This window comes from Formosa sp. Hel1_31_208, assembly GCF_900104785.1.
Taxonomy (GTDB): Bacteria; Bacteroidota; Bacteroidia; order Flavobacteriales; family Flavobacteriaceae; genus Psychroserpens.
Window position 1 is genome coordinate 2,297,380 of record NZ_LT629733.1, and the last position, 18,220, is coordinate 2,315,599.

General features: G+C 34.0%; 18 protein-coding genes. 15 read left to right on the forward strand and 3 right to left on the reverse strand.

All coding sequences use genetic code 11. The features are described 5' to 3' along the window. Positions 1-139 precede the first annotated feature (139 nt). Complete coding sequence (locus tag BLT57_RS10350; RefSeq protein WP_197675470.1) at positions 140-904, forward strand: class I SAM-dependent methyltransferase; 765 nt, start codon at positions 140-142, stop codon at positions 902-904. 165 nt (positions 905-1,069) lie between these two features. Next, the gene (locus tag BLT57_RS10355) at positions 1,070-1,294 is read left to right on the forward strand and encodes a hypothetical protein (protein WP_091425484.1); all 225 of its coding nucleotides are present in this window, start codon (positions 1,070-1,072) and stop codon (positions 1,292-1,294) included. A 143-nt stretch (positions 1,295-1,437) separates the two neighbouring features. Here BLT57_RS10355 and BLT57_RS10360 read toward each other — a convergent pair whose 3' ends face one another. Continuing rightward, the gene (locus BLT57_RS10360) at positions 1,438-1,836 is read right to left on the reverse strand and encodes a cyclic nucleotide-binding/CBS domain-containing protein (protein WP_091425486.1); all 399 of its coding nucleotides are present in this window, start codon (positions 1,834-1,836) and stop codon (positions 1,438-1,440) included. Positions 1,837-2,210: 374 nt separating this feature from the next. On the opposite strand from BLT57_RS10360, the gene BLT57_RS10365 reads away from it, so the two are divergent. The 3 genes from BLT57_RS10365 (at position 2,211) to BLT57_RS10375 (ending at position 6,256) form a co-directional block, all read left to right on the forward strand. Continuing rightward, entirely contained in the window at positions 2,211-2,573 is a 363-nt protein-coding gene (locus tag BLT57_RS10365; protein ID WP_091425488.1) for a VOC family protein, read from the forward strand. A 134-nt stretch (positions 2,574-2,707) separates the two neighbouring features. Continuing rightward, positions 2,708-4,552: a PLP-dependent transferase gene (locus tag BLT57_RS10370; RefSeq protein WP_091426752.1), complete on the forward strand. Its 1,845-nt coding sequence runs from the start codon at positions 2,708-2,710 to the stop codon at positions 4,550-4,552. Between the two features lie 231 nt (positions 4,553-4,783). Continuing rightward, a complete protein-coding gene (locus BLT57_RS10375) occupies positions 4,784-6,256 on the forward strand; it encodes a vanadium-dependent haloperoxidase (protein ID WP_172827445.1) in 1,473 nt (490 codons plus the stop codon). A gap of 445 nt (positions 6,257-6,701) precedes the next feature. Here the strand turns inward: BLT57_RS10375 and BLT57_RS10380 are convergent, their stop codons facing one another. Continuing rightward, positions 6,702-7,460 (reverse strand): DUF481 domain-containing protein, encoded by a 759-nt coding sequence (locus tag BLT57_RS10380; protein ID WP_091425492.1) that lies wholly within the window; start codon positions 7,458-7,460, stop codon positions 6,702-6,704. Between the two features lie 404 nt (positions 7,461-7,864). Between BLT57_RS10380 and BLT57_RS10385 the strand changes: the two genes are divergently transcribed. From BLT57_RS10385 to BLT57_RS10415, 7 genes are all read left to right on the forward strand, one after another. After that, positions 7,865-8,197: a helix-turn-helix transcriptional regulator gene (locus BLT57_RS10385; protein ID WP_091425494.1), complete on the forward strand. Its 333-nt coding sequence runs from the start codon at positions 7,865-7,867 to the stop codon at positions 8,195-8,197. A gap of 39 nt (positions 8,198-8,236) precedes the next feature. Next, positions 8,237-8,869, forward strand: coding sequence for a low molecular weight phosphatase family protein (locus tag BLT57_RS10390; RefSeq protein WP_091425497.1), 633 nt, complete (start codon positions 8,237-8,239; stop codon positions 8,867-8,869). 3 nt (positions 8,870-8,872) lie between these two features. Continuing rightward, the gene (gene arsB / locus BLT57_RS10395; RefSeq protein ID WP_091425499.1) at positions 8,873-9,922 is read left to right on the forward strand and encodes an ACR3 family arsenite efflux transporter; all 1,050 of its coding nucleotides are present in this window, start codon (positions 8,873-8,875) and stop codon (positions 9,920-9,922) included. A gap of 50 nt (positions 9,923-9,972) precedes the next feature. Next, positions 9,973-10,587 carry a class I SAM-dependent methyltransferase gene (locus BLT57_RS10400; protein WP_091425500.1) on the forward strand — a complete coding sequence of 205 codons (615 nt, stop codon included), beginning with the start codon at positions 9,973-9,975 and terminating at the stop codon, positions 10,585-10,587. A 411-nt stretch (positions 10,588-10,998) separates the two neighbouring features. Then, the gene (locus tag BLT57_RS10405; protein WP_091425502.1) at positions 10,999-12,744 is read left to right on the forward strand and encodes a T9SS type A sorting domain-containing protein; all 1,746 of its coding nucleotides are present in this window, start codon (positions 10,999-11,001) and stop codon (positions 12,742-12,744) included. Positions 12,745-12,993: 249 nt separating this feature from the next. Further along, positions 12,994-13,989 (forward strand): UDP-3-O-(3-hydroxymyristoyl)glucosamine N-acyltransferase, encoded by a 996-nt coding sequence (gene lpxD / locus BLT57_RS10410; protein ID WP_091425504.1) that lies wholly within the window; start codon positions 12,994-12,996, stop codon positions 13,987-13,989. 69 nt (positions 13,990-14,058) lie between these two features. Continuing rightward, positions 14,059-14,571 (forward strand): RidA family protein, encoded by a 513-nt coding sequence (locus BLT57_RS10415; protein WP_091425506.1) that lies wholly within the window; start codon positions 14,059-14,061, stop codon positions 14,569-14,571. A 198-nt stretch (positions 14,572-14,769) separates the two neighbouring features. On the opposite strand, the gene BLT57_RS10420 is transcribed toward BLT57_RS10415, so the two are convergent. Then, complete coding sequence (locus BLT57_RS10420) at positions 14,770-15,837, reverse strand: methyltransferase (protein ID WP_091425508.1); 1,068 nt, start codon at positions 15,835-15,837, stop codon at positions 14,770-14,772. A gap of 246 nt (positions 15,838-16,083) precedes the next feature. On the opposite strand from BLT57_RS10420, the gene BLT57_RS10425 reads away from it, so the two are divergent. The 3 genes from BLT57_RS10425 (at position 16,084) to BLT57_RS10435 (ending at position 18,129) form a co-directional block, all read left to right on the forward strand. Continuing rightward, positions 16,084-16,305, forward strand: coding sequence for a hypothetical protein (locus BLT57_RS10425; protein ID WP_091425510.1), 222 nt, complete (start codon positions 16,084-16,086; stop codon positions 16,303-16,305). 190 nt (positions 16,306-16,495) lie between these two features. Continuing rightward, positions 16,496-17,353 carry a mechanosensitive ion channel family protein gene (locus BLT57_RS10430; protein WP_091425512.1) on the forward strand — a complete coding sequence of 286 codons (858 nt, stop codon included), beginning with the start codon at positions 16,496-16,498 and terminating at the stop codon, positions 17,351-17,353. 47 nt (positions 17,354-17,400) lie between these two features. Beyond that, on the forward strand, positions 17,401-18,129 hold the full coding sequence (locus BLT57_RS10435) for an acetolactate decarboxylase (protein WP_091425514.1): 729 nt from the start codon (positions 17,401-17,403) through the stop codon (positions 18,127-18,129). The last annotated feature ends 91 nt before the right edge of the window (positions 18,130-18,220 follow it).

The following is an 18,220-nucleotide window of genomic DNA, read 5'->3' on the forward strand; positions in this document are numbered from 1 at the left end:
TACTATCTTAGTGCTCACAGCAAGTAACATGTTATAGCTATACTGGATAATTTCATGAAAGAGAAAACTGTTAAAAATACCGTGAAAATAAATAGGATTATCTAAGAAATTAAAATAGTATAAAAACAATCTTTAGATTTTGAAAAACAAAATAGAAAATAATTATAAAGTTGGTGATTTAATTTATGATGCAAATATTTATGATGGAATGAATACCAACCTAGCTGATTTGAAATTTTACAAGCGGTGGTTGCCAAAAAAACAGAATGCTCGTATACTTGAACTTTGTTGTGGCACAGGTAGACTTACAATTCCAATTGCAAGGGATGGATTTGATATTAGTGGAGTTGATTTCACGTCATCAATGCTCGAACAAGCAAAATTAAAAGCTTCTGAAGAGGGATTAGAAATTGAGTTTATAGAAGCAGATATGAGAACTTTAGATTTACGAAAAAAATACGACCTCATTTTTATTCCTTTTAATTCAATCCATCATTTATATAGTAATAATGATTTATTTAAGGCATTTAATGCTGTTAAAAAGCATCTCAAAGATGGAGGTTTATTTCTGTTAGATTGCTATAATCCGAATATTCAATATATTATTGAAAGTGAAAAAGAACAAAAAGAAATTGCTGAATATACCACCTACGATGGAAGAGAGGTATTGATAAAGCAACTAATGCGATATGAAAGAAACACTCAGATTAATCGCATAGAATGGCATTATTATATTAACGGCGAGTTTGATTCCATTCAAAATTTGGATATGAGGATGTTTTTTCCTCAAGAATTAGATGCATACCTAGGATGGATTGGTTTTAATATTATTAATAAGTTTGGAGGTTTTGAAGAAGAAGCCTTTAATGACAATTCAGAAAAGCAGATATTCGTTTGTCAATAAACTGTCAATACTATGTCAGATATTGAGTTTCTATTTATTTGCTAACTTGGTGCTCATATCAAAAACACAGATACAAACACATTGTACGTCATTATATTGAAGACTGATGTGTATTTAATCCAGATTCATAGCAACTCTAATATATTGCGTTAAATTATCATTATTATGAAATTAAACTTATTGTCTTGTAATTCACAGAGGCCAGATAAAAGAGCGATCGCCAAATGCATTGCAGAAATTTCGTCTAACATGAGTGAATCATTGTCGAATGAATTAACAACTATACTCTTAGAAGGAGACATTGTTGATATTGAAATGGATGACAAAAATACTGGCTCTGCTCTGAGAGCTTTGCGAAAACTAAGTATTGATTACGAAATTATAGAATGAACCAATAATGAAATGCCTTAGATTATCAAAACACAATTTTGTGCAACATAGTGGAAGTGAATTTGCGACGCTAAACCATATACACACACTTTATCTCCAATTTAAAAAAAAGACGTTCTGAGTCTCTTTATTTGGGGCAGTTTTTATTCTAAAGAATATTCCGCAACTAACTTCACAAAATCCATCGAGCTAATCATCCCTTTAATTTCTCCATCATCCATAACCACTATATGATGCACCTCATGCCTCAACATCATTTTGGCAGCTGCATTAGCGCTTGAATCTGTATGAATTACATGTATGCTTGAAGAAGTCATGACATCCTCTACATTGGCATTACTATTCACGTCTTTACCTATATCAGTTGCAGTAATAATACCTCGTATAGTAATATCAACTTTTAATGTGTCATTAGAATACGAAATAATCGGAACTGCATGAATTCCTTTTTCCTTCATCAGTTCTCTAATTTCTTGAACGCTATCTTCTCCTACCGCAGTAGTGACAGGAGTAGACATAAAATCTTTTACTTGTATTCGCATAACTAGTGTTTTTAAGTTTATTATGGGTAGGCATTAATTTAATCGCGATTTATAATCCTCTTTATCTGCCCTACTTTAGAAATCCCGAAAATAACATACAATAATTCCTGTCGTTCGACCTGCTCTAAAATAACTAAAATTTTTACAATGCATTTAATTTGAAGTAAAATTAAAATTGTGGAAAGCAATTAAAGCAACACTACTTGCTAATTCGTCAACCACTAGCGACTCCTCTGGTTGGTTTTCTGTAACTAACCTAGTCATACTAGTCAACAAAACATGCCATGAATATGAACATACAAATGCAACCATAAATCAATAATTTAATGGCTAATGGAATAAAATCTTAACTTAACAGACCAAACCAAGAACTTATGCTAACCGAAATTCATCCGAAAATACCAATGCGTGACAAAAAAGTTACAAGAGAATTTTACCTAAAGAATTTGGGGTTTAAAGAATTTGGAAGTGCCGATTTTGACGGGTATTTAATGATTGAAAAAGACCGAATTCAAATTCACTTCTTCGAATTTAAAGAACTGGATCCTAAAGAGAATTATGGCCAAGTATATATTAGAAGCAACAATATTGATGATTTTTACCAATCACTATTGGATAAAAAGGTGCAAATACACCCGAACGGACCGCTACAAATTAAACCTTGGGGTCAAAAGGAATTTTCTATACTTGACCCAGATAGTAATTTGTTGACATTTGGACAAAGTCTTATAGAATAAAATAACAAACCTGCCATTACAGGTATAAATCATTACTTCTCTTTTACATTTGGAAAGATGTAACAAAACATCTCGTAACACTTTAAAAAAAATCAAATTAATGTATCTTGCCTATCTATCTAAAGATGGAAATTATGGAAGACAATAAAATGATGAATTACATTAAAAATGTTATAGAAAACATGCCTACTGGCTGGTTGAGTACAACAACCCATCGATTAGATATCTATAATGAGAAAATGGCTAAAATTGAATTCTTAGAACAGTTTGAAATCTTATGTAATGAGAACAATACCAAATCTTCAGCACTCAATGAATTACCAACTGCTTATGACTATATTCGATTAGGTCATCCCTTATCTTGTATACTAGAATGGGGAATCGCTAAATTGCATGATCTAAAACCGGAACATGTCATCAGTTTTTCATCAAAGACAATTCCTGTTTTAGCCGTTTTAAGAAAAAATTTATTAGATCATAAAAACACCCAAATCATTTATACGGGTGAATTACCAGATTCTTTTGATACCGAAGTGCTTCGTCGTGTTTATGCATACAAATTTGATTTAAAAGGAGTTGAGAATACGTCAGCCATTTCCACTTTTGATGGTAGCACCATTTTTATTTCACAGCAAGATGAAATTTCTACTTTCAGCCCAAATCCTAACATTGATTTTTTTATCAACTTTCATGAGCCCCTTGGAAGTATTTTACTCATAAATGGCGAACACAATGAAAGTTATATTTCAGAAATTCAGCACGTGCGACGAAGAGAGACCATTGCAATGACCCCAACCAATTGTCTCGCTGCCTTAAAGTTGCTAATAGATAAGTCTTCGTATGAAAATAAGAACAGTAATGCGAAGAGAAACAAAACACTTGTTTTAGAATCAATAGCAGCCATTACTGGCACAAATACAAAGGCGCTAATTGGTTCTAGCGGACTATCGATACAATATGCAATTATGATGGGGCTTATTCATCATGCACAAGAAAATCATAAAGGAAAGGCCATCAAATTTGTTGTGCCGCCAAATTGTTATGGTGGAACAAATGACCAAGCAAGGCGAGTTGCCGCATGCATTGACAATGTGGAAGTGATGGATTTACCCGTTGATGGTGATAATGATATGGTTCACAGTCTTAATGTCGTTTTAGATAAAATTGCCGTCGAAAATGCCATCCCTTACATCATCGCTGAAATCCCAACAAACCCGAGAGTTGAAGTTCCAGATCTTTTTAAATTAAAAACTGTTTTAAGTGCAGCCCGTCAAACTGCATCAGGTGAAATAGCTGTTGATCCGGTTTTTATTTTAGACCAAACATTTTGTCCTAATGTACACTTTTTAGGTGACAATAACATACTCTCAACAGTAAGGACGATTTCATACGCTAGTGGATCAAAATTCCCAAGTGGCGGTCAATGCACCTCAGGCTACTGCGTTGGAAATAAGAAAACTGAAGCTTTAATAGGTAAGATAGAACTGCATCTGAAACTTTGCGATAACGAGGCTACCAATCTTCAATTAGACATATTAGCAAAACAATTACCTTCAATGAATCAAAGAATAAATGATGCCTATAAGAATACACGTGAATTTGTCAACTTTATCAACGAAACTTTACCTACTGCTAAAATAAATTTTGTTTCAGAAGAACTGGCAGACCAAGGGTTTACCCCATCTGTGTTTTCATTAGATCTTCCCACTAAAGGAAATACTGCCGAAGAAAAAGAATCATACAAAAGAGCATTAAATCATAAATTAATCAATTTAATGATTACAAAAATTCCGAAGGAAAGCAAGTATTGTGTGAGCTATGGGCAACTAAATGGTTGCTACTGGACAATACCCGCAACATCTACCCAAGGGACAACTAAAGAAGGTGATAAAGATTACATTGCCCGTGTATCACTTTCTCCGAATATGGATATTGAACGTCATAAAAAAGTGTTTTTGGATTTTGTTGAAACTATTTGATTCTGGTCGTTAGAGGGTTGCAATTAAAAATTAACACCTTAAAAGGCATTATAATAATTAAGAAATAACTAGTGTTAACATTGTGTATGGTCAATAAATGGCTTCTCTCCTACTCGAAAAATAGTGCTGATTTTCCACATTTCATTTTCTTTTACTAATTTAGCTCGACGACAATCTAAGCTATCACGCATTCGCGTACGAGGTATCAATAAAACATAAAGTTCAAATAACATGAAAAAAATAGTTTTACTCGCATTAGTAATATTTACTGTGTTTGGCTGTAAAGAGAACCAAAACCAAGAGAAACAGGAAAACTCGTTTGAAACAAATGAACCTAAAGGGGTTGATAATATTGCCTATAAGTGGGGCCAAATGGCTTTAACTGCAACAGCAAATGATACAGAAAGATTTGCGCCAAGGCCGACCATTACTTCTCGATATCTAGGCTTGATTTTTGTATCCATTTTTGATGCTTGGTCAAGATATGATGACAAAGCAACACCTGTTTATCTTAATACTATTAAAAGAAGGCCAGCGAGTGAACATTCGCTTACAAACAAAGAAATCGCGATTAGCTATGCCGCTTATAGAGCAATGAATGAATATTACTACTCCGACCAAAAGTTATTCGAGAACTTTATGTTAGAGCTAGGCTTAGATCCAAAAAATGAATCATTAGACCCAAATACTCCGGAAGGCATTGGGAATTTAGCTGCAAAAGCTGTCATAGAAGCAAGAAAAGGGGACGGCTCCAATCAATACGGTGAAGAAGAGGGCTCAAATGGTGAACCTTATTTTAATTATGTAGGTTACGAACCCATAAATTCAGCCGATAAAAATGTTGACCCTAACCGTTGGCAACCCAAATATTTTTCTGATGGAAAAGGGGGAGAATTTGCGCCGGGATGTTTAACACCCTTTTGGGATAAGGTTAAACCTATAGCATTAAAGTCAGGAGATCAATTTCGCCCAGGACCACCACCAATGATTGGTTCTGAACAATTGGAAAAAGAAGTTCAAGAGGTTATCGAAATGCAAGCTAACCTTACCGATTACCAAAAAGCTTTAGTGGAGTTTATGCGCGATGGACCACAATCAGTTCAGCAAGCTGGACATTGGTTGAAATTTGCTCAAGATGTTTCTCGTAGAGATAATCATACACTTGATGAGGATGTGAAAATGTATTTCTATAATCAGGTCGTTGCGATGGATGCTTTCATTGCGTCTTGGGATTCTAAAATGTTCTATGATTATGCAAGACCTTATGCATTGGTGCATCAATATTACGGTGAACAAAAAATTAAAGCTTGGGGAGGAGAAGGAAAAGGAATAATAGAAATGCAGGGTAAACATTGGAGGCCTTATTCTCCAGAAACTTTTTTATGCCCACCATTTCCAAGTTATGTTTCAGGTCACAGTACCATTAGTGGAGGCTGCGGAGAAGCTCTGAAAATTTGGACTGGAAGCGATGAATTTGGTTCCGAATCTGAATTAATTGCAGGTGCAATGACCGAGCCTAATAATTTAGGAGATACAATTACTTTAAAATTCCCAACCTTTACAGAGACTTCAGAAATGGCTGGTATTTCAAGGGTTTTAGGAGGTTATCACATACAAGCAGATAATGTCGCAGGATTAGAATTAGGCAGAAATGTAGCTAAAGAGGTTTGGAAATTTTACAAAAAACATATCGGCGAGGAATAAAAACACACATCATAATCTAGGGTACATTACAATGCATGTGCTAAAAGCAGACAATTCTTTCGTTTAAATCACTATATTTATTACTAGGGAAAATTATCTGGCTCGACCACACTTCTATTTCCTACGGATTTTCCTTGATTAATAGCTTGGCCGTGCACAAAGTCACATCTATTGATTACACAACACGCGATTAAAACAAAGAAGGGGAAATAATTAGTGAAGCTACGAATCTAAGGGTTAACTAATTGTTGAGTATAACAGAAACAAAAAACAACCGTTTAAAAGAAAATATCATGGCAAAAAGTAAAGACTCGAAGAAAAATGTAAAAAAAGAACCCGCGAAAACTGCCAAAGAAAAAAAAGCAGAAAAAAGACTAAAGAAATCTAAATAAGTTTACCCAGATCTCTAAGAGAGATAGAAAAATATAAACTAGAGAAAACCTTTTCAATAACTTTTTAAAGTAAATCCGAAAGTCAAAAACCGATCTTCTTGTTTTTGGTTTTCTATAACTATACTTTCAAAAGTATGGCGGTAGTTTATTTTAAAGTTTAAAAATTTCCAAATAGGCAGTTCAAAACCAATATCTGCTTGCCAACGATAATTATTACTTTCTGCAAGAGAAGGCTGAAAATAGAGCTCATGATTTAGAATTATTTTATTTTTAAACAAATGATATTTACCATTTGCCCAGAGCGTTCCACGGATGGTGTTGATAGATTGGTTGCCATCATACTGTGAATAGTTAAAGTCAGTTTTTGAAAATTCTGTTTGTTCATATTCACTTGAAATCGACAATTTGAGCCAATGTTCTTTTTTGTTCAGAATTTGAAAAGTGGCTCCTGCACCTAAAAGATAACGCAAATCAATTTCCCTTCGGAAATTAGTACTAATAAAACCCAAGACAAACGGATATATTTTTCGCTCAGGATTAAGATATAAGAAATTGAGACTTAATATATCTTCATCTGCTTTTTCCTTTCCAAACTCTTGATAAACATAAGAATTTTGGTTTTTGAAAACCCAATTTTTCCAAGGTTTAAAACTCAAATCTGTTTTTGTTCTAAAAATCAAAGTCTCTACATTTCCACCTTGATAAAACCCCGTTATAGAAAGACTAGCTTTGACACTAAGCGTATCACTTTCATTGATTTGGGCTAAACTAAATATGGGTAAAAATAAGAAGTAGTATAATACCTTTTTCATTATGTATCGCTCTAATATTACTCTTTTCTAAGAAGCTCGAAAGATAATTATTTATGAATCATTAGCGACAAGTTTATTCAAGATTTTCTATAACCTTGGCTCCAGATCCAAACGCATCATTATCTCATGAACTGTCATGTTAAGCAAATAGCAAAATTGATAACCAACTAAAAAATTTATATCACATCTGAGTAATGCATATTATTAAACTGAATGAAGGCTATCTCACAAAATATTTAGAGTTTTTTTTAAACCCATCTACAATTGTAAATCCCAAAAGACATGCTCGTCCGACCCAAAACTATCCTACATTAAGCACATTGCATGAACTAACTCTCAAAAATAGTTTTCTGCTCTTGAGTATTAATCGTAATATTGCAATAAATAAATAAATAAAGCAAATAATGGGATTAGCTAAAACAGAAATGTTTACAGACCAACAAAATGAAATTTCACTTTTCGCTAAAGTATTTGGGCATCCAGCACGAGTTTCTATTCTGCAACACTTGTTTAAGATTGACTCTTGTGTTTGTGGCGATTTAGTCAATGAAATTGGACTTGCCCAACCTACTATTTCCCAACACTTAAAGGAATTAAGACATTTGGGGTTAATCAAAGGCAATGTAGAAGGCACGAGTGTTTGTTATTGCATTAATACCAAAAACTGGACTAAAATGAAGGAAACAATGTTGGCGTTTTTAAATCAAGATATTTCAATAAATCAAAATTGCTGCTAAATTACGTCACCTATTATTTACAACAACCAAACGACCAATATGACAACAACTAAATCGCGGACATTTGCGGAAATTCAAAATGTAATCAACACTCTCAATATTGATAATATTGCCAATGACCGTAAAACAATCTTACAACCTCTAACTGATTTTATTCAGTCAAAAGTGTCTCAGGATCAAGACATCCGATTGAACTTTATTTGCACACACAATTCACGCAGAAGTCATTTATCACAAGTTTGGGCTCAAATAATGGCGAACCATTTTAACATAAAAAACGTGTTTTGTTATTCCGGTGGAACAGAAGCTACAGCACTTTTTCCTATGGTTGCAGTAACCTTACAAAATTCTGGCATTGAAGTCAAAGCCATATCAGAAGGCAACAACCCTGTTTACAGCATTAAATATGCTGACAACGAACATCCTATTATCGGGTTTTCTAAAACATTTGATGATTCCTTCAATCCGAAAACTGAATTTGCTGCAATTATGACTTGTGATTCAGCTAATGAAGCTTGTCCATTTGTTCCAGGTGCAGAAAAACGTATTCCAATCACTTATGAAGACCCAAAAGCATTTGATAACACACCCCAACAAGAAGAAAAATACAAGGAAAGAAGTTTTCAAATCGCAACTGAATTATTGTACATCTTCTCTCAAATACATACATAAAAAATGACTAAAAAAAAATTAAGTTTTCTAGACAGAAATCTCACTTTGTGGATTTTTGTAGCAATGGCTCTTGGCGTTGGGCTTGGATATTTTATCCCTACGTTTCCTAACATCATAAATTCGTTTAGTAGTGGGACAACAAATATCCCTATTGCAATTGGTTTAATACTAATGATGTATCCTCCTTTAGCAAAAGTCAATTATTCGCTTTTACCTAAAGTGTTCAGAAATACAAAGATCTTATCTATTTCTCTTATTCTAAATTGGATAATTGGTCCCGTTTTAATGTTTGTTTTAGCAATTACGTTTTTACGTGATTATCCTGAATATATGGTCGGTTTAATTTTGATCGGTTTGGCACGTTGTATTGCCATGGTTTTAGTTTGGAATGACCTTGCCGAAGGAAGTAGCGAGTATGGTGCAGGTTTGGTGGCTTTAAATAGTGTTTTTCAAGTGTTTGCCTACAGTTTTTACGCATGGATTTTTATAACAGTGCTTCCACCCTATTTTAGTTTTGAAGGTGCCATTGTAGATATTTCAATCGGAACAATTGCCGAAAGTGTAGCTATCTATTTAGGAATTCCGTTCGTTATGGGAATATTGAGTAGACTTGTTTTAGTGAGATTAAAAGGTGAAGAATGGTACACAAAAAAATTCATTCCAACAATTTCACCAATGACCCTAATTGCACTGTTATTTACCATTGTGGTTATGTTCTCGTTGAAGGGAGAATTAATCGTAGAAATTCCGATGGATGTTCTAATTATTGCAGTTCCTTTACTTATCTATTTTACGTTAATGTTTATTATCGGTTTTTTCTTTACCAAAGCAACAGGAGCAGAATACGACAAGACCGCTTCAGTCGCTTTTACCGCTGCAGGAAATAATTTCGAATTAGCTATTGCGGTTGCTATTGCAGTTTTCGGACTCAATTCAGGACAAGCATTTGCAGGAGTTATTGGGCCATTAGTTGAAGTTCCAGCTTTGATTTTATTAGTTCGCGTTTCGTTTTGGTTACGTAAAAAATATTATGGAAGCATAAGTCCTTCATAGCACCTTAAAAATTATCTTATTTTTATTCATATCAAGTAATTCGTGAACAAATGACAGATAGAAAAAAACATTGGGAAACCGTTTATGAAACTAAAAATCCAGATCAAGTTAGTTGGACGCAAGATATCCCGAAAACTTCGCTTGAATTTATTCATTCATTCGGACTCGATAAAACTGCGAAAATAATAGATATAGGTGGTGGTGACAGTAAGCTTGTCGACTGCTTACTTGATGAAGGTTTTAAAAATGTTACTGTACTAGACATTTCCGCTAAATCACTGGAAAAAGCAAAGAAGCGTCTTGGACAAAAAGCAAATCAAGTAAATTGGATTGAAAGTGATATTATTGATTTTGAACCACATACGACTTTTGATGTTTGGCACGACAGAGCGGCTTTTCACTTTCTCACATCGACAGAAGACATAAATACGTATTTGGAAATCGCTAGAAGAGCTGTAAGCGGATTCATGACAATCGGAACCTTTTCACAAATGGGACCTAAAAAATGTAGTGGGCTTGAAATAAAACAATACAACAAAAACAAATTAACATTGAAATTCGAAGAAGGATTTGAAATAATAAAGTGTGTCACAGAAGACCATATAACACCATTTGACACTTCACAAAATTTCATGTTTTGCAGTTTCAAAAGACAATACAATTAAAATATAATTAGCTCAAAATTTTCAGAATACTTTCTTAAGGCGAACACAGGTAGTAGCTTATTATGCCTAACATTTTGAATCCATTGTTAAAACAAGGCCTCAAAAACAATAAGTTTTACATATAATTATCAGTACAAAACCTTGAATAATAAACTACACCTCTCAACATCTTACACTACTAATAGCTTATTCTGTGTGTCCTCATAAAATCTTAGTTTTTTAATTAAAATCTAACATTCTTAGGAATTTGTTATTAAAACGAAAAGTATTCTTATTAAATTCGCATTTAAAATTTAACTGTAGCTACTTCCAAAGCCTAAATAAAAATTATGTATTTCATTAACTCCTGTTCATGGGGTCATTAAGAATACTAGTGCTAACGCGGTACTCAAATTAACTATTTTATTTAGAATGAAAAATTTTGTACTGTTTTTAAGCCTATTCTCACTCTTTTTCGGATTTTCACAAAGTTTACCAATAACTTTTGAAGGTGATGTCACGACAACAGACTTTGTTGATTTTGATGGAGGAACGGCAACCGTCACTGCCAATCCGCTAATTTCAGGAATCAACAACAGCAATTCGGTTGCTCGCATAGTAAGAGATGGCGGAGCTGTTTATGCTGGTAGTAAAATACTATTGTCTGATAATCTTGATTTTTCAGTATTAACCAAAATTTCAATGAAAGTATACACCACTGCGCCAGCAGGTACAATCGTTAAGTTCAAGCTTGAAGGGTCAGGTCCCTCTGTTGAAGTGGATGCTCTTACAACGGTTTCTGGTTCATGGGAAACTCTAGAATGGATCTTTGTCGGCACCGCTAATAACCTTAACGAGATTGTTTTTATGTTTGATTTTGGCAACGTCGGTGACGGTACGGCTAATTCTACCTTTTATTTTGACGATATTCAGCAAATAACGGGTCCTCCTGCTCCAATACCTGCCTCTTTACCAATTGATTTTGAAACAGGAATTGTTAGCAGTGATTTTCTCAATTTTTCTGGATCTACGGCTAGTATCATTCCAAATCCGCAAATGAATGGTATAAATACGAGTAATACTGTTTGCCAAATCATAAGAGATGGTGGTGAATTTTTCGCTGGGAGTAAAATATTTCTAACCAATAATCTAGATTTTTCTAGCATGTGGCATATTTCTATGAAGATCTATACAACGGCTCCAGTGGGTACTAGAATTAAATTAGAATTAGAAAGTGCCAATGGCAGAACTAATTTAGACTATTTGACTACGACAACCGGACAATGGGAAACTGCCAGCTGGAATTTTGATGGTGCGTCTAATGATTATAATCGACTCATATTTATGTTTGATTTTGGTAATGTAGGAAATGGAACAGCCACATCTACATTTCTCTTTGACGATGTGCAACAAATCGCAGGACCTGCCATACCTGATCCCGCAGCAACAAGCCTACCTGTCGATTTTGAGTCAAGTGTCGTTACCTCCGACTTTTCAAATGTATTTGGTGCAATAACCTCAATCATACCGAATCCGCAGATGGACACAGACAACCCTAGTGCTACGGTTGGTCAATTTGTGAGAAGTGGTGGAGCACCGTGGGCTCAAAGTAAACTAGTGTTAACAGACTTTATGGACTATTCAGTTCTTAGCTCTATTTCCATGAAAGTGTATACAGATGCACCAGTTGGAACCTTATTGAAATTTAAAGTAGAAAGTACTGCGTCAGGCGCCGCAAACGAACGAAACGTCCTTACGACTGTATCGGGTGCTTGGGAAACTTATTATTGGGATTTCGCAGGAGACCCTCCTGTTTATAACGTATTAACATTGATGTTGGGTTATGCCACACCAAACGATGCATCACCTAATGCGACATTCTTATTTGATGACATTGAACAAACCACAGATATATTGAGTGATGGTAATGATTCATCGTCAAATATAGATGGCGTGAACGCTTATCCAAACCCAGCAAAAAACTACTTGACCATAAACGCTGAGAATAAAACTATTAAAACAATTGCTCTCTTTGATATTCTTGGTAATCAGGTTACAGTGCTTCATCCAAACAGTCGCAATACAACTATTGACGTGGCTAATTTTGCCAGTGGCGTTTATATCGCGAAAATTTTAACTGAGACAGGTGTAGGTAGTATTAAGTTGATCATCGAATAGAGAACCCACAAATAATGTTTATTACTCAAGTAGCAGTTAATCATATCTTATCTTATGGCTGTGCATTGATAATACTACAGTTTTACCTTTGTTAATTTTCATTAACTAGTAGTTACTATCCAGCTCAAGGATTGATCTAAATGAACCATAAAAGAGTATGTTGAAAGGAACATCTCAACGTAATTAATTTTAAAATATATATAGTTCTCGCTACTTTTTCTTAATTTACAACTCACTAACAAATTACATATGACATCTTACTCGATAAGTGAAATTAACGACATTTTAAAAGGCGAATTAATTGGTAATACCAGCCAAAAAATTGAAGGACCTGAAGAACTACAAAAAGCAAACCATAATCAAATCACTTTTATTGGAAGCAATAAGTATTTAAAATATTGGGACGATTCAAAAGCCTGTGCTGCACTGATAAATGAGAATGTAAATATTGAACCTGGTGACAATCGTGCTTTTATTAAAGTAAAAAATGTCGATTTAGCAATGGCGAAAATATTGGAACTTTTTAATCCTCCAGCACCAGTTTTTGATACAAACATACACCCAACTGCCGTGATACATAAAACCGCAAAAATAGGCAACGATTGCAAAATTGGCGCACATTGTTATGTAGGTAAAGATGTTGTATTAGGAAACGGAGTTGTTTTATATCCTAATGTTTGTGTGTTTGATGAAACGATTATCGGTGATAATACTACGGTTTGGTCTGGAACTGTAATACGTGAACGATGTATTATAGGTAGCCATTGTATTTTTCATACTAATGTGAGTATCGGAGCTGATGGATTTGGATTTAGACCAAGTGAGGATGGCAGGCAACTCGTGAAGATACCACAAATAGGTAATGTGATCATTGGACATTACGTTGAAATTGGAGCAAATTCATGTGTTGATAGGGCTAAATTCAGCTCCACTATAGTTGGTGATGGTTGTAAAATTGACAACCTCGTACAAATTGCTCATAATAGCATTATGGGACGTTCTTGCATTATGGCAGGACATAGTGGACTAGCAGGCTCTGTTACTTTAGGTGATGGCGTTATTATTGGCGGAAGTGCCTCAATTAAAGACCATACAACTATACACTCTGGTGCTACCGTTGGTGCAGGTTCGGGAGTTATGAATGACGTGGAAGCGGGGAAAACTGTGTTAGGTTATCCTGCACAAGATGCGAGAGATATGCTAAAGCAATGGGTATCAATAAGAAGACTTATAAAAAATCAATAATACGTTACAGCGTACAAAATAAACGGGGAAGCCGAAAACCGATCAAAATAGGCGCATAAAACAACCATTATGAATACATTAACAAACGTTTCAAATCTATTGACCTTAATAGTACTTTTCGGTTTAACTATTACAATTCAAAGTTGTAACCAAACTGAAAAAGTAGTAGAAAAAGAAATCATTGTTAAAACCGAAAAACCCGAATATTTCCTACTACGCCCTGAAGTCGAAAAAGCTTATGGCTATTCGCACGCCGTAAAAATCGGAAATGATATAAAAATTTCAGGCGCTGTCAGTATGGATAATGAAGGAAACCCAACCGCAATAGGAGATTTAGGAGAGCAAATGAAAAATTGTTATGCTGATTTAGAAAAAGTATTAACACATTATGGTTGTACATTTGATGATGTGGTGGTAGAAAATATTTTCACTACTAACATGCCATTATTTCTTGAAAACGCAGCATACCGAAATTCAATTTATACCAAACATTTTCCAACAGGTTCATGGCTTGGTGTTAAAGAATTGGCACTACCAGAATTTATGATAGAAATTGAACTCGAAGTACATAAATCTGAATAAAAAGCAACAAGCTAAAACGGCTTACCAAATACCAGTTCAAATATTATAAGAAGTGTAATTGTAAATATTTGATAATAACTAGGTCGTTAAATTATGTGTTTCAAATTTTATAGAAATGCAAGTACTAATTCTAAATTCAAGTAAAATCCAATTATTAATATCCCAAAAATCAAGCAACTCTATTAGTAAAATAAAATTTTAAATATGAGTTAGTGCCCAAAGCTCAACTTCTTCTGAAGCACGCCAATACTGGTCTCGTTTTGATTTACTCGAAGCAGCACTCACAGATTTTTTAAAGCATCGTTCTAATTTAAATCTGTTTCCTTCTTCTAATTCTCTTTCAATAGGATGTTCTTGTGTTACGTTGGTGATTTGAGCTAAGTTTGAGAAGATAAGTACAAGCTTCCCTTCTGGTAAGAGTCTTGTTTTTGCCGCAGCAAAAAAATCTGTAAATAAGGTTTTATTGTAATAGATAGCATCATCTATATTGCTGAAGTCATGAGCTCCAGGCATCCAAGGCGGATTAAATACAATCAATTCGGTCTGATTGTCCCACTTTCCAAAGAGATGTCCCAAATCCAGTTCAATCTTTCGAGAAAGCTTCGTTGTACCCATAAACTCTGTCAATCCAATAATGGCATTTGGATTTATATCTGTTGCATACACCTTTTGGAATTGATGCTGTATCATTTGCAAGGATAATACACCGCACCCAATGCCAATTTCTATTGCTGTTTTTTTTAATCCTTTATAATGCTTCAACCAATTATCAAAAAGTACTAAATGTTCAAAACGCGTTGGAAAATATGTGCCGTAGTAAGGATGTACTTTGTTGCGCAGCACGGGTATAGAAATTCCATTTTGATACCATTGCCAGGCACTATTCAACCCTTGTATTTGAGGTAAGGTCAAAAAGAAATGATTGTTTTCTGGGTAAAATTTCTCAAGCCAACCAATGCTAGGAGATTTCTTTACACATAATTGTTGATCAACAATTTCTAACAAAATTAAATTTGATAGTCTGTGGTACTCCGAACGATACTCGTGTTGCTCCTTATAAGATGTATTAGGTAAGTTTAGTTTTAGATATTTGTGTAAATCATGAAGAAGAGATAGTCCATCATTATAAAATTCTCTAACTAATACCGATTCACCGCGTTCTAACGCCTGAATCGCTGGCTCAACGTCTGCACCTTGATTAAATATATTATGCGTTTTGCCTATTGAGATCGGCTCTGGCTTCTTGACTTCACTATTAGAAATCATAGGGTATTTTCCTTTTTTTTATAAGGTAGGGAATCCATACTGCTCATTGCCGTTTTCTATGAATAAAGATTGAAATAACATTGTGTTGGATCTTCTTTAGTTCATTATTTCATTTATATGTACTCTGAAAATCCTAAAGATTATCCCTTAGCTCGTTTTCTTTCACTAATTTAGTCCCTACACACAGCGTCATTTGTCTTATAAGAACTCCTGTTATTGATTGTGTAACTAAAAAAAACGGAAATTATGAAAAAAAACAATTTTTACTATTTTAAGCGAGCACTTTTGTTGAGTTTACCAATTGCAGTATTTATCATTATTAGTGAACTATTTGATATTGAGTTATCCGACTCTAATGCAGTTATAAAAGCATTTGCAAAAGGGTTTTTTGTTGGGGTTTTGACTGGTGTGATTTTGGGAATATTAAACATTTTTGCAAAAATTGATACATTTTTAAAAAAAGAATAAACATATATAAATTGAGAACAATCAAAAGTTTATATTATATCCAACTCTCGCAACTCGAATTGGCTAAGACATCTATTAAGACTAGCAGAATTATGTTTTAAAATATAGCCTTAGAAAAAACAAACTAGGAAACATAATAAGGCGAAGCTAAACCATACACTATTAAGCTAGAAACAAGTAAAAGGATCATATGGAAACATTAAAAAAAATTTTAGAATTTGAGCTTATTGCCGTGGGGGATTCTAAGATACGGGTTTATACATTAGTGGCCGTTTTAGTAATTATTCTAATTACTAAATTAATAATTTGGTTAATCAAAAAGGCACTTTTCAGAAAAGCTAAATTGAAAAATTTTGACAAAGGTAATACGTATGCCCTATTTCAAATCATTAAATATGTTATATGGGTTATTTCAATTGGCCTAATTCTAGAAACCATTGGCATCAAAATAACTGTATTAATTGCTGGATCGGCTGCTTTACTCGTCGGAATTGGGTTGGGCTTACAGCAAACATTTAATGATATCATCTCTGGCTTAATACTACTTTCAGAAAAATCTATAAAAATTGATGATGTTTTACAAATAGATCATGACGTTGTGAAAATTCAAAGTATTGGGTTAAGAACATCTAAAGGTTTAAATACCGATGATATTTCCATTATAATTCCAAATTCCTTAATAACCACTAATAAAGTGATCAATTGGAGCCACCAGACCAAGAAAACTCGCTTTAAAATTGATGTTGGTGTTGCCTATGGTAGCAATGTAGATCTGGTGATAAAAATCCTTGAAGAAAGCGCATTTGAGCATCCAGATGTATTGGATAGGGATTTAACTGAAGCGCGATTAGTGAATTTCGGGAATTCATCCTTAGATTTTCAAGTATTGTTTTTTAGTAAAACAATCTATCGAATAAATAAAGTGAAGAGTGATATCAGAAGAAATATAAGTCAGAAATTTGCTGAAAACAAGATTTCTATTCCATTTCCACAAATGGATTTACACTTAAAATCAAATTATACAGAAATACTAAAAAAGGACGAATAAAAACAGCATATCTAAACTTATTATAATGGCATAAAATACGCGATGTAATGACCACAAAACAAATAGTATTTACGTTATTGACTATAACTATAGTGTCTTGCAATACCACTACTAAACCGAAAACATTACAAAAAAACTCCGATAATAAGATCACTATTATTGGTGCTATGAAAAATGTAATGTGGAAAGGGGAACTCCAGGGTATAATTAAACTAGATACGATTACAAATAAAAGAGGCCTTTTTGGAATTGGTCCAGAGAGCTTTCTGACCGGTGAGCTATTGATAAATAACGGACAATCCTATGTGTCGAGAGTGTTATCCGATTCAACAATGATAGTTCATAAGACATTCAATGTGTCAGCTCCTTTCTTTGTATATGGCAACGTAGAAGAGTGGCAAAAATTAACCTTACCAAATAACATTGTCACCATTACTGACCTAGAAGCCTTTATTTCTAAAAAAACAATGACTGCCTCACATCCATTCGTTTTTAAACTCATCGGAAAAGTAAAAAAAGCAACCATTCATGTACAAAATCTACCAAAAGGGACAAAAGTAGCTTCACCTCAAGAAGCGCATCAAGGACAAATAAATTATACTTTGACCAATGAACCTGTGGAAATCATCGGTTTCTTTTCAACTGAACATCAAGGGATTTTTACTCATCATGATTCCTATATGCACATGCACCTCATTACCAAAGATGAAAGTAAAATGGGGCATTTAGACGACGTTAATTTTGAGGAAATGACTTTATACATCCCTCTACAGTAAGGTTGTTAATAACTCCATACAATTCCATTTAAAAAACAAGCAGCAAGTTCCTATTTTGCAGTCCTATTTGAATCATAAAACAAGTTTATAA

What these genes read in the sequence shown, in the direction of transcription:
- BLT57_RS10425 (WP_091425510.1), top strand. Translation starts at nt 16,084, where the DNA reads ATGAAAAAAAACAATTTTTACTATTTTAAGCGAGCACTTTTGTTGAGT.
- BLT57_RS10380 (WP_091425492.1), bottom strand. Translation starts at nt 7,460, where the DNA reads ATGAAAAAGGTATTATACTACTTCTTATTTTTACCCATATTTAGTTTA.
- BLT57_RS10415 (WP_091425506.1), top strand. Translation starts at nt 14,059, where the DNA reads ATGAATACATTAACAAACGTTTCAAATCTATTGACCTTAATAGTACTT.
- BLT57_RS10385 (WP_091425494.1), top strand. Translation starts at nt 7,865, where the DNA reads ATGGGATTAGCTAAAACAGAAATGTTTACAGACCAACAAAATGAAATT.
- BLT57_RS10365 (WP_091425488.1), top strand. Translation starts at nt 2,211, where the DNA reads ATGCTAACCGAAATTCATCCGAAAATACCAATGCGTGACAAAAAAGTT.
- BLT57_RS10420 (WP_091425508.1), bottom strand. Translation starts at nt 15,837, where the DNA reads ATGATTTCTAATAGTGAAGTCAAGAAGCCAGAGCCGATCTCAATAGGC.
- BLT57_RS10435 (WP_091425514.1), top strand. Translation starts at nt 17,401, where the DNA reads ATGACCACAAAACAAATAGTATTTACGTTATTGACTATAACTATAGTG.
- BLT57_RS10355 (WP_091425484.1), top strand. Translation starts at nt 1,070, where the DNA reads ATGAAATTAAACTTATTGTCTTGTAATTCACAGAGGCCAGATAAAAGA.
- BLT57_RS10400 (WP_091425500.1), top strand. Translation starts at nt 9,973, where the DNA reads ATGACAGATAGAAAAAAACATTGGGAAACCGTTTATGAAACTAAAAAT.
- BLT57_RS10430 (WP_091425512.1), top strand. Translation starts at nt 16,496, where the DNA reads ATGGAAACATTAAAAAAAATTTTAGAATTTGAGCTTATTGCCGTGGGG.
- BLT57_RS10390 (WP_091425497.1), top strand. Translation starts at nt 8,237, where the DNA reads ATGACAACAACTAAATCGCGGACATTTGCGGAAATTCAAAATGTAATC.
- BLT57_RS10360 (WP_091425486.1), bottom strand. Translation starts at nt 1,836, where the DNA reads ATGCGAATACAAGTAAAAGATTTTATGTCTACTCCTGTCACTACTGCG.
- lpxD (WP_091425504.1), top strand. Translation starts at nt 12,994, where the DNA reads ATGACATCTTACTCGATAAGTGAAATTAACGACATTTTAAAAGGCGAA.
- arsB (WP_091425499.1), top strand. Translation starts at nt 8,873, where the DNA reads ATGACTAAAAAAAAATTAAGTTTTCTAGACAGAAATCTCACTTTGTGG.
- BLT57_RS10375 (WP_172827445.1), top strand. Translation starts at nt 4,784, where the DNA reads ATGAAAAAAATAGTTTTACTCGCATTAGTAATATTTACTGTGTTTGGC.
- BLT57_RS10370 (WP_091426752.1), top strand. Translation starts at nt 2,708, where the DNA reads ATGGAAGACAATAAAATGATGAATTACATTAAAAATGTTATAGAAAAC.
- BLT57_RS10405 (WP_091425502.1), top strand. Translation starts at nt 10,999, where the DNA reads ATGAAAAATTTTGTACTGTTTTTAAGCCTATTCTCACTCTTTTTCGGA.